Here is a 14401-nt window from a genome sequence, read left to right as displayed (position 1 = left end):
ATTTTTGTTCATTGAAAACTGGATATTTGAAGTAAATTAGTAATACAAACCGAGAACACCGCGTTGAATGAGTTTTTTAATAAGTTCAATTGCTTATTTTCTTGATTGGACTTCTATCGCTAGAAGAAAGATCAAAACCCAACCGTAAGGTTGATAAGGTTAAGTGAATAAGGGCGCACGGTGGATGCCTTGGCACTAGGAGCCGATGAAGGACGGGACTAACACCGATATGCTTTGGGGAGCTGTACGTAAGCTATGATCCAGAGATTTCCGAATGGGGGAACCCAGCATCTTTTATAGGATGTTACGTTTGCGTGAATACATAGCGCATTCGAGGTAGACGCAGAGAACTGAAACATCTAAGTACCTGCAGGAAGAGAAAGAAAATTCGATTCCCTGAGTAGCGGCGAGCGAAACGGGAAAAGCCCAAACCAATGAGCTTGCTCATTGGGGTTGTAGGACTCCAATATGGTAGTTCTTTCAGATAGTCGAATGACTTGGAAAAGTCAGTCAAAGAGGGTAAAAACCCCGTAGATGAAATTTGGAAGGCACCTAGGAGGATCCTGAGTACGGCGGAACACGAGGAATTCCGTCGGAATCCGGGAGGACCATCTCCCAAGGCTAAATACTCCCTAGTGACCGATAGTGAACCAGTACCGTGAGGGAAAGGTGAAAAGCACCCCGGAAGGGGAGTGAAATAGAACCTGAAACCGTGTGCCTACAACAAGTCAAAGCCCGTTAATGGGTGATGGCGTGCCTTTTGTAGAATGAACCGGCGAGTTACGATTGCATGCGAGGTTAAGTTGAAGAGACGGAGCCGCAGCGAAAGCGAGTCTGAATAGGGCGTTTGAGTATGTAGTCGTAGACCCGAAACCATGTGATCTACCCATGTCCAGGTTGAAGGTGCGGTAAAACGCACTGGAGGACCGAACCCACGTACGTTGAAAAGTGCGGGGATGAGGTGTGGGTAGCGGAGAAATTCCAAACGAACTTGGAGATAGCTGGTTCTCTCCGAAATAGCTTTAGGGCTAGCCTCGGAATTGAGAATGATGGAGGTAGAGCACTGTTTGGACTAGGGGCCCATCTCGGGTTACCGAATTCAGATAAACTCCGAATGCCATTCATTCATATCCGGGAGTCAGACTGTGAGTGATAAGATCCATAGTCGAAAGGGAAACAGCCCAGACCACCAGCTAAGGTCCCAAAATATATGTTAAGTGGAAAAGGATGTGGGGTTGCACAGACAACTAGGATGTTGGCTTAGAAGCAGCCACCATTTAAAGAGTGCGTAATAGCTCACTAGTCGAGTGACCCTGCGCCGAAAATGTACCGGGGCTAAACATATTACCGAAGCTGTGGAGTACACCTTTAGGTGTATTGGTAGGAGAGCGTTCTAAGGGCGTTGAAGGCAGATCGTGAGGACTGCTGGAGCGCTTAGAAGTGAGAATGCCGGTATGAGTAGCGAAAGACAGGTGAGAATCCTGTCCACCGAATGACTAAGGTTTCCTGGGGAAGGCTCGTCCGCCCAGGGTTAGTCGGGACCTAAGCCGAGGCCGACAGGCGTAGGCGATGGACAACAGGTTGATATTCCTGTACTCGTTGTTTTTGTTTGAGCAATGGAGGGACGCAGGAGGCTAAGGAATGCAGACGATTGGAAATGTCTGTCTAAGCAGTAAGTCTTGATAGGAGTCAAATGCTTCTGTCTGTACGGACAAGCTGTGATGGGGAGGGAAATAATAGTACCGAAGTTCCTGATGTCACACTGCCGAGAAAAGCTTCTAGTGAGAAAACAACGACCCGTACCGCAAACCGACACAGGTAGTCGAGGAGAGAATCCTAAGGTGAGCGAGAGAACTCTCGTTAAGGAACTCGGCAAAATGACCCCGTAACTTCGGGAGAAGGGGTGCTGATCTAAGATCAGCCGCAGTGAATAGGCCCAAGCGACTGTTTATCAAAAACACAGGTCTCTGCAAAATCGTAAGATGAAGTATAGGGGCTGACGCCTGCCCGGTGCTGGAAGGTTAAGAGGAGTGCTTAGCGTATGCGAAGGTACGAATTGAAGCCCCAGTAAACGGCGGCCGTAACTATAACGGTCCTAAGGTAGCGAAATTCCTTGTCGGGTAAGTTCCGACCCGCACGAAAGGCGTAACGATTTGGGCACTGTCTCAACGAGAGACTCGGTGAAATTTTAGTACCTGTGAAGATGCAGGTTACCCGCGACAGGACGGAAAGACCCCATGGAGCTTTACTGTAGTTTGATATTGAGTGTCTGTACCGCATGTACAGGATAGGTAGGAGCCGTAGAAATCGGAACGCTAGTTTCGATGGAGGCGCTGGTGGGATACTACCCCTGCGTTATGGCCACTCTAACCCGCACCACTGATCGTGGTGGGAGACAGTGTCAGATGGGCAGTTTGACTGGGGCGGTCGCCTCCTAAAAGGTAACGGAGGCGCCCAAAGGTTCCCTCAGAATGGTTGGAAATCATTCGAAGAGTGTAAAGGCAGAAGGGAGCTTGACTGCGAGACCAACAAGTCGAGCAGGGACGAAAGTCGGGCTTAGTGATCCGGTGGTTCCGCATGGAAGGGCCATCGCTCAACGGATAAAAGCTACCCTGGGGATAACAGGCTTATCTCCCCCAAGAGTCCACATCGACGGGGAGGTTTGGCACCTCGATGTCGGCTCGTCGCATCCTGGGGCTGTAGTCGGTCCCAAGGGTTGGGCTGTTCGCCCATTAAAGCGGCACGCGAGCTGGGTTCAGAACGTCGTGAGACAGTTCGGTCCCTATCCGTCGCGGGCGTTGGAAATTTGAGAGGAGCTGTCCTTAGTACGAGAGGACCGGGATGGACTTACCGCTGGTGTACCAGTTGTTCTGCCAAGGGCATTGCTGGGTAGCTATGTAGGGAAGGGATAAACGCTGAAAGCATCTAAGTGTGAAGCCCACCTCAAGATGAGATTTCCCATTTCTTTAAGAAAGTAAGATCCCTGAGAGATGATCAGGTAGATAGGTCAGGAGTGGAAGTACAGTGATGTATGGAGCGGACTGATACTAATCGATCGAGGACTTAACCACATTGGTAAAGAAAAAACTCGGTAGAGTTTACGAAATACTTCAAATCCAGTTTTGAGTGAGCAAATGCAAACTCAATAATGATAACACCACAGTGTGGTGGCGATAGCGAGAAGGATACACCTGTAACCATGCCGAACACAGAAGTTAAGCTTCTTAGCGCCGATTGTAGTGAGGGGTTGCCCCTTGTGAGAGTAGGACGTCGCCACGCAAATGGTGAAAAGCAGATGAATTAAATTCATCTGCTTTTTTATTTGCATAAATTAAGAGAAAATAAAAAGTTAGGAATAATCGTATTTGGGATTGTTCCTAGCTTTTTTACAAACAAAGGTATATTAAAACAATGAAGATGGAAAAGCGAGGCATTCCTCCTATTTAGCTGGTTTTTAGTAAAAGATAAAAGGTGACAAAATTAAGTATAGTTAACAGGTTGTTTGACAAAGTGAGGCTGCCAAGTAAAAAAATTACACTGAAATTTGCAAACAGATTAAAGATAGACAGCTGGAAATACAAGTTACGCTACATATCAAAAGACAGTGTGTTAATTCCCCATTTTCTTTTTCTATCCTTTTAGAGAAAAAGGAGTAAATAATCCTCATGCTTCTACTTTTACCATAAAATACAAAAAAGTTAGGCATAAAGCAAGGGGAGAATTGGTCGGAGTAATCTATTCGAGTGAATGCGAACAAATTTTCGGTTTTTGATGAAAAAAAGCAATGAAAATGGTATGATAAAAGGGCATATAATTTTATAAAGCAGTACCTATTTTATAAAAATTATTCAAATAAAGCCGGATAAGGCATAAATTCATCTTGAGTAAAAAGGAGGACACTCGATGGTTAAATTCATCCATGCAGCTGATTTACATATCGATCGCTCTTTTGAAGGACTAGTAAATTTAGATAAATCGGTACAGGAAAAATTATTAGAGGTTAATTTAAAAGTTTTAGCAAATATTGTAGACAAGGCTATAATAAATGAAGTTGATTTTGTTTTACTTGCGGGAGACACCTTCCATCAAAATCGTCCTTCATTAAAAATCCAAAAACATTTTTTTGATCAAATCGAACGATTGAATGAAAAAGAGATTGCTGTCTATTTGACATTTGGAAATCATGATTATTATCAATCAGAGCGCTACTGGTTTACTTTTCCCGAAAATGTCCATTTATTTACTTCGGAAGAGGTAGAAACAAAGACATTTTTATCTAAAAAAGGGGAAAAGGTCGCCATCAGCGGGTTTAGTTATTTACACCAGTGGATACAGGGAGATAAAGTTGCTGAATTTCCTTTACGACACTCAGTGGATTATCATATCGGTCTGTATCATGGCGAAATAGGGAGCAATCAGCGGGGAAACTATGCACCTTTTCAGCCGTCTAAAATGCAGGAAAAAGGCTATGATTATTGGGCATTAGGACATATCCATGTGCCAATGTCTTTAAACGAAAAAGAAACAATGAATTATCCAGGGGCACCTCAAGGCCATACCCAAAAAGAGCAGACAGCTAGAAATGTTTTATTGGTTGAATTGACCTCCAGTGAATGCCAGACGATTCCGCTAGAGGTCGCAGAAGTATACTGGGAGAGTAAGACCGTTTCTTTAAAAACAGCTCGGACTACGCAAAACGTGTTACAAGTGATCCAAGAGCAGTTAACTATGGGAAATCCAAAACTGACGTTGTTAGATTTAAAGGTAACAGAGTATCATCACTTGAACCAAGAAGTGATTGATCGAATCTATTCTGGCGAATTACTTGAGTATTTAATGGAAAAAATAGCCAACCTATCTACAAATTTACTTATTTGGCGTATATCTATTAAGGAAGATGAAAGAATGAATCGAGTATCGTTGAAGGTCTCACAGACATTAGTTGACCAACTCTTTGAAACTTATCGGGTAAGTGAAGATTTCCATCAGATTTTAGGTGAGATGTACAGTCATCCTGATGCGGTTCGCTTGATGAATGATTTACCTGAATATCAGGAAGGTACCTTGACTAAAGCCAAGGCAATACTGGAGCAAGATTTTGTGTTTGAGGAGGAAAGTATATGAGAATCCTTCGAATCGAAATAGCTGCATTTGGTAAGTGGAGACAAAAAACATTTGATTTTATTTCTGGAAATCAATTGATCTACGGTGAAAATGAAGCAGGCAAGTCAACGATTTACCAATTTATTCAGGCTGTATTATTTGGCTTCCCTTCAAAAGGAAAGAAGAAAAAAGACTATACGCCGAAAGATGGGGCTGCCTATGGTGGGAAAATTTGGTTAGAACATCCAGTTCATGGAGAAATACTAGTTGAACGTTACAAACAGCAAAATCGTGGGAAATCCAAAGTCCTTTTTAATGAGCAACAGGGAAGTGATGAATTATTAGAGAAATTACTTTCTCCACTAACAAAGGATTTATTTCAGCAGGTTTTTACTTTTCAACAAGAACAGTTAACTGAACTAGATCATCTACGAGAAAAAGAATTACATGATGCACTGATCTCATTAGGGATTACGGGTAGTTCGTATGTTTTTCAAAAAAGACAAGAATATTATCACCAAGCCCAACAGCTTTTTAAGAAAAAAGGGCAGAAACTGCTTATCAATCAGAAATTGAATGAGTGGAAGAACCTTCAAGAAAGAGTCCATCAAAAACAAGAGCAGGAATCTTTTTTCGGTGAACTCGTTCGACAAGAACAAGCCTACAGTCAAGATCAAAGAGAGCTACAAAAAAAACTCCAAGAGATAAACGAAAAAATTTCTCAGATCAAGCAGCAAGAGCTGAATTATTCTTTATACGAAGAGTGGCAAACACTTAAAGCCAATACCTTACCACAAGTTCCTGAAGAACAGTTGCTTTTAGACTTAGAGGAATTCACTAAACGCTACCAGCAGATGACGGAACGCCTAGATGAGCTCGAAGCTACTTTAGAAAAACATAGCGGAATGGATCAACAGTCGGCACGATATTATTTCTATTTGGAACAAGAGCAAGTACTAAAAGAATTGCAACAACAGCAAACACAAATCGAACATTGGCTGAATGAATGGCAAAGACTCCAAGTGGAAGAACGAGAAATTGATTCAGAATTAAAAATTTTAGAACAAAGCTGGCAATGGCAACGGACACAAGAGCCACAAGAATTTTTGCATACTGAAGAGTGGCAACAACTATTTTCTGAAAATCGTTTGTTGAAAGAACAAGCCAATCAATTATCAATCAGATCAGAAATCGTCTTAGAGCAGCAGCGGACGATTGAAGCGGAGATCAACCAATTAGAAGCCACACATCCAGAATTATTACAGTCGGCACCTTCAGAAGTTCGTTCAAAGAACAAAACACCGTTTGCTATTATCGGCGGATTCTTTTTTGTGGTGGGGATCTTCCTACCAATGCCTTGGAAACTAGGAGTCTTTTTATTAGCCTTAGGTACATTGGGGTATTCATTTTATGAAAGGAAATCACTGAATGGTCAGAAAAGTGATTTATCAGAAATCAAAGGTAAGTGGCAAGAAAAACTGGGACAATTAGACAATACGTTAGCCCAAATCGAAGAGATTAATCAAAGTAAAAACAAGCTAGTGATTGAACAACAAAAAATCCAACAAAAAGCTTTCGATTTTACAAAGGTCCATCACTTAGGAACGATGAATACCTTAGAAGCGATGAAGGAATATGGGCATGAAGTATCCGATTATCAAGACTTGTATAGCCGCTTGATCAAGAAACAAGAACGAGCAAATGAGATTCAACAAAAGTTGGTACAGCTTGATCGTCAGTTTGAATTGATTAAGGAATGGTTACCGTTACAAGATAAAGGAATCGCTGAAAAAATGGTGCTTTTAACGAACTTCATCCAAGAAATGGAACAATTGAAATTCGCTAGAAGTTATCAACAAAATACACTATTGAAACAAGAAATCAACCAATTGAAAAAGAAACAAAAAAGTTTGATCGAACACTATAGCGGACAGATGGAACAGGTCGGACTTGCTTATCCATCCGAAGTAGCTGCTTATTTGCAAAAAGCGCAACAAACAAAAACACAACTTCAACGACTAAAAGAGTTGGATGAGATTCTCGCGCCACTTTTTCCAAAAAAACGGACACGGGAGCAATTAAGTACTGAACTGTATCATAATCAAGAGAAACAACGGCAGTATCAGTTTGAAGAAAAACAATTGATCGAACAACGTCAGCGGTTAAAGATCCAAATCGAGGAATTACAAAAAGATGGTACGTTGGATGAGATGTACCAAGAAGAAAGTTTATTGAGAGCACAACTGCAACAACTGATGGAACATTGGGGCGGTCTAATGGTCGCTGGGACTTTTTTAGGGGATCTGTCTACAGAAATGAGTGAACGTCAATTACCACAATTGTTAAAAGCTGCTGGTCACTATTTAGGAGTCTTAACACAAAATCATTACCAAGAGATTTTATTGAGAAATGATACTTTGACACTAACAGACGGTGTAACTGATTTTCCCATTTATGAATTATCTACAGGAACGAAAGATCAACTGATTATGGCCATGCGCTTTGCCTATCTATCGTTAGAATCAAAACGTTCGATTTGTCCAATTATCATTGATGACGGTTGGTTGCATTATGACCATCAAAGAAAATATCAATTAGCCAAATTGTTAGCTGATTTCGGTCAAAATTATCAAGTTATTTGTTTTTCTTCTGACCAAGAAATGGTAAGCTATTATCAGGAGCTTCAACAATCTGTGAATATATTAAAGGATGTATAAAGAATGAAAAAAATTCGTGAATTAGTTGTCGATGAACAATTTGAATTGTTTGTTTTAATTAAAAATGCTGATGTCAGAGTTGCGAAAAACGGAAAAAAATTTATTGCATTTACTTTTCAAGATACGTCTGGAACGATTGATGGCAAATATTGGGATGCTTCTGAAGAAGAGATCAACAAGTTTACTGCTGGGACAGTTGTTTTCTTAAGTGGGAAGCGGGAAATCTATCAAGGAAACCCACAAGTAAAGATTTTGCATATGCGATTGACTAAACTTGAAGAGCCAAGTGATCCTAGTTTTTATATGGAAAGGGCTCCTTTGAAAAAAGAAGAAATGGAAGAAGAAATCAATCAATTATTATTTGATATAACAAATGCTCATTGGAATCGGATTGTCCGTCATTTACTAAATAAATATCAAAAGCAATTTTTTGAATTTCCCGCAGCAAAACGGAATCATCATGCTTTTGCGAGTGGATTAGCTTACCACACATTGACTATGTTGCATTTAGGTAAAACGATTGCTGATGAATATCCAGAATTGAATCGATCGTTGTTATACGCAGGAATCATTTTACACGATCTCGGAAAAGTGATTGAATTATCTGGACCGATGAGTACGGAATATACTTTAGCGGGTAATCTAGTGGGGCATTTGGTACTAGTAGATGAAGAAATCACGAGAGCATGTATCGCATTGAAAATAAATGAAGCAGATGAAGATGTTTTGGTATTAAGACATATGGTCTTAGCACATCACGGCTTATTAGAATACGGATCGCCGGTTCGACCACGTATCATGGAAGCAGAAATCTTACATCAGATCGATAATCTCGATGCTTCAATGCAAATGATGTTGACGTCGATTCGTCAAACAGAACCTGGAAAATACACTGAACGGATTTTTGGAATGGAAAATCGCAGTTTCTATGTTCCCAAAGAACTATAGATAACTAAAGGCACGTAGCCTAACACGAACTACTTGTGAGCCTACGTGTCTTTATTATTGGAAAATTTATTTTGTTATTGATAAAAATCTACAATAGTGTAAGATTGTAGTCAGATGAGAAACCGTTTTACTAATAGGGGGAAAATAGTTAATGAATCATTATATCCAATCTCTTGGCGTTCAAAGAGATCCGCTATTTTTCTGGGTATTGGGAATTTTCTTCTCAGTATGTTTGTTGTATATGGCTTATAAATTGAGAAACAAATCCAAGATTGCTTTGATTACTTTAACGACTACGGGCGTCTTTATTTGTATTTTTGCTATGTTTGCAACGATCGTTACACTGATGACCAGAATCAGTTACTAAAAAACAGCTCTTTGTCAAAGTGAATAGGTAGCGAAAAAACATCAAAGTCAATCATTTACTTTGGTGTTTTAATCTATGCTTATCTTTTACAAAAAATAAGGTGGAAATTACGATCCTTCTTAGAAATTATAGCGTCAAAAAAACAGACCTGGATAGGTCTGTTTTTTTCATCTTATTTGCTTGATGATTCAGTTGTTGATGATTCAGAAGTTTTTGTTGATTCAGTTGTTTTAGATTCAGAAGATTTTGTTGATTTTGTTTTAGACTCAGATGTATTGGTATTAGCTGTTTCCATAGTAAATGGCGTTAATACATTTTTAAAGGCATCATCTGTGACTTTTACATTTTCTTCTTTTAATACTTTAGCGATAATTTCTTTTTGTAGGTCTTGATCACTTTCTTTTGTATCTCGGGCGATTGATTCTAATTGTTTCTTGTATTTATTCATGTCATCGCCTTTATTTTGGTTTTTGACCATTTTTACAACATAATAATCTGTTGAGTATGAAGTTGTATTTGTCGCTGAAATAATGTCAGATACTTGACCGTCTTTTAATTTGAAGGCTGCTTCTTTCACTTCAGTTGGAACATCTGTCGTTTGAGAATCAAATTTGATTTTTCCGCCATCTTTTTTAGTTGCTTCATCGGTTGATTTTTCTTTTGCCAGTTTCGCAAAATCAGTTCCGTCATCTGCTGATTTTTTCACTTCTTTTGCTTCATCTTCACTACTTACTTTAATGATTTGTGCTTCAACTTCTGGATGGAAAGTTTTCCAAGCTTCTTTTAAATCTTTTTCTGTCACTTTGACGTTAGCACTTATACCAGCTTTTAATACTAAACTGCTTCTAAGTGCTTGTTTATATGAGTCTTCTGTATAACCAGCTGCTTCTAATTGTGATTTAAAGGTGTCACCGTAAGTTTCTTCATTCTTTTTGTATTCAGCATTGACATCTTTATCCGTTACTTTATCGCCATATTTATTTTCAAAGGCTTTGTAAATAATCATATTTTGAACTAATTGTTGGTTGTTTTGCGTATGTTTTGCTTCATTATAAAAATCTTCAACCGTGATAGTTCCGCCTTTCATTGTGGCGATGTCTTTATTTGTACTACCTGAACAAGCAGCTAATGCTAATACAGCTAGCGCACTAGTTGCAGCTAAAATTATTTTTTTCTTTTTCATTAAAATTGCTCTCCTGTGATTTATTATTATTCTTACAATAATAACTATACCATATCTATTTATTAATAAAAACGTTCTCGTGATAGTTTCAAATAAAATTCAAATTTTGATCACATTCCTAACTAAAAATTAAAAAAACAATAAAATTAAAATCAAAAGTGTTATAAAATTCCGCATTATTGCATGTCTTGTGGCAAATCATTTGTTAATTTTTCAACTTGTTCTTGGATTTGTGCAATTCTTGGTTCTGCTTGAAATTTAAAATTTTCAATATCTTTTTTCATTGATTCTTGAAAAGCGGGGATCAAAGTATTAGCTGTTTCTTTTGTGTCAACTAATGCTTGTTTGAAATTATTAAGACTGTTATTTAAATCATTTGTTAATTCCGTTGCTTCGTCTAGTTCAGCGATCAATTTTTTTCTGGTTTCGTTCCCGCTTCTAGGAGCAAATAACAACCCGGATATAGCTCCAACGGTCGTTCCAAAAACGATTCCTTTTAAAAAGTTTTTAATCAATGTTCTTCACCTGCTTTACAATGGTATGTTGAATTTGTTGCAATTCTTCCGCACTATATTCTGACTGATGGTTGCCAAAGTGGATCGAAAAATCATCTTCTTTACTATAGCGAGGGACCAAATGGACATGTGAATGAAATACAGATTGATAAGCCAATTCACGGTTATTATTCAAGATATTCAGTCCTTGCATCTCAGGAAAGGCTTCTTCAATTGAACGAGCAATTTTAGGGATACGTGAAAAAACATCAGCTGCTAGTACTTCGTCATATTCAAAAATATCAGAAACGTGTTGTTTTGGAATAACTAGTGTGTGTCCTTTTGTCGCTTGGGATATATCTAAAAATGCATAGACTTTTTCGTCTTCGTAGATTTTATAACTAGGGATTTCTTGTTTAATAATTTTACAAAAGATACAGTTTTCCATAGGAAACATCCTTTCCATCAAAAATATTATTTATGTTAACTTTACCATATGTTCAAAGATTTGTATGAAAAAAAATAAATTGACTTCGTTTTCTTCATGGTATAATAAAAACAATCGAACGACGGAGGAAAAATTATGAGTCTAATTGTGGAACATGTAACAGGTGGCTATGGACATCTACCTGTTTTAAAAGATATTAGTTTTAGTGTACAGCCTGGCGAAATGGTAGGATTGATCGGTTTAAATGGCGCTGGAAAAAGTACAACGATCAAACATATCATTGGCCTCTTAGAACAAAAAAAAGGATCTATCACGATTAATGATCTGAGTTTGAAAAAAAATACTGAAGAATACCGAAAACAAATCGGTTTTATACCTGAAACGCCTTCTTTATATGAAGAACTAACTTTAAGAGAACATATCGAAGTGACTGCGATGGCCTATGATATTCCAATCGATATAGCGATGCAACGAGCTGAGAAATTGTTACATACGTTTCGTTTAGAGAATCGTTTGGAATGGTTGCCAGCCAATTTTTCAAAAGGGATGAAACAAAAGGTGATGATCTTGTGTGCTTTCTTGATCGAGCCTTCTTTGTATATTATTGATGAGCCTTTTTTAGGATTAGATCCATTAGCAATCAATGCTCTTTTAGAACTAATGGTAGAAATGAAAAATGAAGGTTCAGGGATCTTGATGTCTACGCATATTTTAGCTACGGCAGAAAAATATTGTGATCGTTTTGTAGTTCTGCACAATGGAGAAATACGTGCAGATGGAACCTTAAAAGACTTACAGGAGGAATTCCGACTACCTGATTCTTCACTGGATGAAATTTATATCTCCTTGACAAAGGAGCAGGATCATGAATAATTTCTTTCAATTGCGATTAGCAAAACACCAGAAAAAAATGATGAAGTATTTGCGTTATGTACTAAATGATCATTTTGTATTGGTTTGCTTATTTCTATTTGGCGGAGTCGGCTTTTACTATTCAAACTGGTTAAAAACGTTAACGACTCCTTTTCAAATGGGCGGGATTATCCTTACGATCTTTTGGTTTATTTGTTTGTTTTTTGGTAAATTTGCCACTTTCACGCAAGCGGCCGATCTGGTTTTTCTACTACCGAAAGAAAAGGAGATGCATCAGTATCTCCAACGAGCTTTTCTTTATTCCAGTCTATTTCCTTTTCTGTTCTTAGGACTAGCTTGTGGCTTTTCAATGCCCCTCGTGGTTGTGACAACCGGGCAGCCTTTTTCTTTTTATTTCGTTTATTTACTGATTCTCTGGGGATTGAAGAGTAGTCAACTACAAATCAAACGAGTGGAGCTTTTCCGAATTGAAGAGAAAAAATTGATGGTATGGAAAGCTTCTTGGTATCTTTCGACATTGCTGATCTTGTTGCTTACGGTCTATGGATGGCTCTGGCTTGGATTGTTAGCTATGTTGATTCAATTAAATATTTACTTTTGGTTTTTATGGAAAAATATGACGTATCGGTTGGATTGGGAAAAAATGATACAAAAAGAAGAGCAACGTTTACATCAAATCTATCAATTCATCAATCTTTTCACTGACGTGCCGGAAATCACTTCTAAAGTCAAAAGAAGAAGGTATTTAGACCCGTTGCTTCAACATACGAAGAAAACGAAAGATAATACTTATTATTATCTTTATGTCAGAAGATTTATTAGAGGTTCTGATTTCAGTGGTCTTTTCTTACGCTTAGTGTTGATTGGAAGTATCTTGATTGCGGGTATTGAAGATGTTTATTTTATAACTGCTATTGGGGCGCTTTTTATCTATTTGATCGGATTCCAAGTGATTCCTTTATACAATCAATTTCGTTACATGACACTTGTCCAACTTTATCCAATCACGGAAAAGCAAAAAGAAGTTGCGCTGCAAAAGTTATTGTTAAATCTTTTGCTGATTGCCGCTAGTCTTTTTGGATTGATTGGTGCGATCGTATTAAATGGTCTAGACAAACTCATACCGATTATCAGTTATTTGATTGTCATCGGCTTGTTTATTAAAATCTATACACCGACTCGGATCAAGAAAATGAACGAATAAAAGAGGTGAAAAAACGAGAGAATAAGGCAGATTTGCTTTTTCTCTCGTTTTTTTGATAAAAGATGGTTTTTTAGAGAGGAATACAGGAAAAAAGAACGTATATGTGCTTGACGTTCGGGGCTTAGGCGACTAGAATAATAAGTACTGCAAATCATAGAGTTTAGAGGACGGGAGAATGCATGATGGAGTTTCAGTTAGACCAAGAATGGCGTTTACGCCCAATCAAAGGTGATACGGGAAAAACATACATAGGCATGCGCGATGAAGATAAGGTCTTTATTAAACGCAATACGACTCCAATGCTTGCTGCACTATCCCGAGAAGGAATTACACCAAAACTGGTATGGACGAAACGGACAGGAAATGGCGATACCTTAACAGCACAGGAATGGCTAGAAGGACGTTTATTAACTCCGACCGAGATCGGCCAGCGAAATGATGTTATTGATGTCTTGTATCATTTGCATCATTCTGCTTCACTTAAAACGATGTTGACTCGGATCGGTGGTAGAGTGATGACACCAGAAAAAATGTTGCAACAATATGAACTGGAGTTACCTGAGACACTCAGAAAGAATCGATTTTTACAAATCGTTCACCAGTTTTTGCGTCAACAAATTCCACAGATGGATAAAGAGAACTTTGCAGTTGTACACGGAGATGTCAATCATCGGAACTGGTTAGTGTGCAAAAATTATTTGTATCTAGTTGATTGGGATTCAATTATGTTTGCTGATCCAGCGGTGGATATTGCCACGATTTTAGGGAATTATGTTCCATTATCTAATTGGAATCAATGGCTCGTTACTTATGGGATTCGCCCAACGGATGAGATATTAGAAAAATTACATTGGTATGCTGCGATGAATCTTTTACAAGAGATTACCCGATATTGTCAGCGTGAAGATCATCGACGAATGAATGAAGAGATCTTACAGTTGAAAAGAATTTTTAGTGGTTGAGCAAAGAGTCAAAAAGAATGAGTACGGTGTACGAATAAAGCATTTATTGTCGATTATTTATTCAGAGTTAAGATCAGAAGAGTAGAACATCACTTGTCTGAT

The 14401-nt window shown here is 38.5% G+C and carries 9 protein-coding genes, 2 rRNA genes and 1 pseudogene; 9 read left to right on the top strand and 3 right to left on the bottom strand.

What is annotated here, in order from left to right:
* Positions 1-157: 157 nt before the first annotated feature.
* The 6 genes and pseudogenes from IGL28_RS11600 (at position 158) to IGL28_RS11575 (ending at position 9135) form a co-directional block, all read left to right on the top strand.
* Positions 158-3071, top strand: a 23S ribosomal RNA gene (locus IGL28_RS11600).
* Positions 3072-3163: 92 nt separating this feature from the next.
* Positions 3164-3279, top strand: a 5S ribosomal RNA gene (gene rrf / locus IGL28_RS11595).
* Positions 3280-3903: 624 nt separating this feature from the next.
* Positions 3904-5124 carry a metallophosphoesterase family protein gene (locus IGL28_RS11590; protein WP_081128408.1) on the top strand — a complete coding sequence of 407 codons (1221 nt, stop codon included), beginning with the start codon at positions 3904-3906 and terminating at the stop codon, positions 5122-5124.
* Positions 5121-7840 (top strand): annotated as a pseudogene (locus tag IGL28_RS11585) (AAA family ATPase). The gene IGL28_RS11590 and the pseudogene IGL28_RS11585 overlap by 4 nt, the downstream one beginning before the upstream one ends.
* On the top strand, positions 7824-8768 hold the full coding sequence (locus IGL28_RS11580) for a 3'-5' exoribonuclease YhaM family protein (protein WP_010720909.1): 945 nt from the start codon (positions 7824-7826) through the stop codon (positions 8766-8768). Before IGL28_RS11585 ends, IGL28_RS11580 begins: the two are co-directional and overlap by 17 nt.
* Before the next feature lie 151 nt (positions 8769-8919).
* Entirely contained in the window at positions 8920-9135 is a 216-nt protein-coding gene (locus tag IGL28_RS11575; protein WP_010720908.1) for a hypothetical protein, read from the top strand.
* Positions 9136-9307: 172 nt separating this feature from the next.
* Here the strand turns inward: IGL28_RS11575 and IGL28_RS11570 are convergent, their stop codons facing one another.
* From IGL28_RS11570 to IGL28_RS11560, 3 genes are all read right to left on the bottom strand, one after another.
* Complete coding sequence (locus IGL28_RS11570) at positions 9308-10318, bottom strand: peptidylprolyl isomerase (protein WP_081128411.1); 1011 nt, start codon at positions 10316-10318, stop codon at positions 9308-9310.
* 176 nt (positions 10319-10494) lie between these two features.
* The gene (locus IGL28_RS11565; RefSeq protein WP_010720906.1) at positions 10495-10833 is read right to left on the bottom strand and encodes a YtxH domain-containing protein; all 339 of its coding nucleotides are present in this window, start codon (positions 10831-10833) and stop codon (positions 10495-10497) included.
* Entirely contained in the window at positions 10826-11260 is a 435-nt protein-coding gene (locus IGL28_RS11560) for an HIT family protein (protein ID WP_010720905.1), read from the bottom strand. The genes IGL28_RS11565 and IGL28_RS11560 overlap by 8 nt, the downstream gene beginning before the upstream one ends.
* 135 nt (positions 11261-11395) lie before the next feature.
* Here IGL28_RS11560 and IGL28_RS11555 point away from each other — a divergent pair, with 135 nt between their 5' ends.
* From IGL28_RS11555 to IGL28_RS11545, 3 genes are all read left to right on the top strand, one after another.
* Entirely contained in the window at positions 11396-12133 is a 738-nt protein-coding gene (locus tag IGL28_RS11555) for an ABC transporter ATP-binding protein (RefSeq protein WP_010720904.1), read from the top strand.
* Complete coding sequence (locus IGL28_RS11550) at positions 12126-13337, top strand: ABC transporter permease (RefSeq protein WP_010720903.1); 1212 nt, start codon at positions 12126-12128, stop codon at positions 13335-13337. The genes IGL28_RS11555 and IGL28_RS11550 overlap by 8 nt, the downstream gene beginning before the upstream one ends.
* A gap of 179 nt (positions 13338-13516) precedes the next feature.
* Complete coding sequence (locus IGL28_RS11545; RefSeq protein ID WP_010720902.1) at positions 13517-14299, top strand: phosphotransferase family protein; 783 nt, start codon at positions 13517-13519, stop codon at positions 14297-14299.
* The last annotated feature ends 102 nt before the right edge of the window (positions 14300-14401 follow it).

It is taken from the genome of Enterococcus sp. AZ077 (assembly GCF_051714965.1).
GTDB classification, from domain to species: Bacteria; Bacillota; Bacilli; order Lactobacillales; family Enterococcaceae; genus Enterococcus_B; species Enterococcus_B hirae.
Note: the sequence above shows the minus strand (reverse complement) of the source record. Positions and strands in the feature narration are given on the sequence as shown.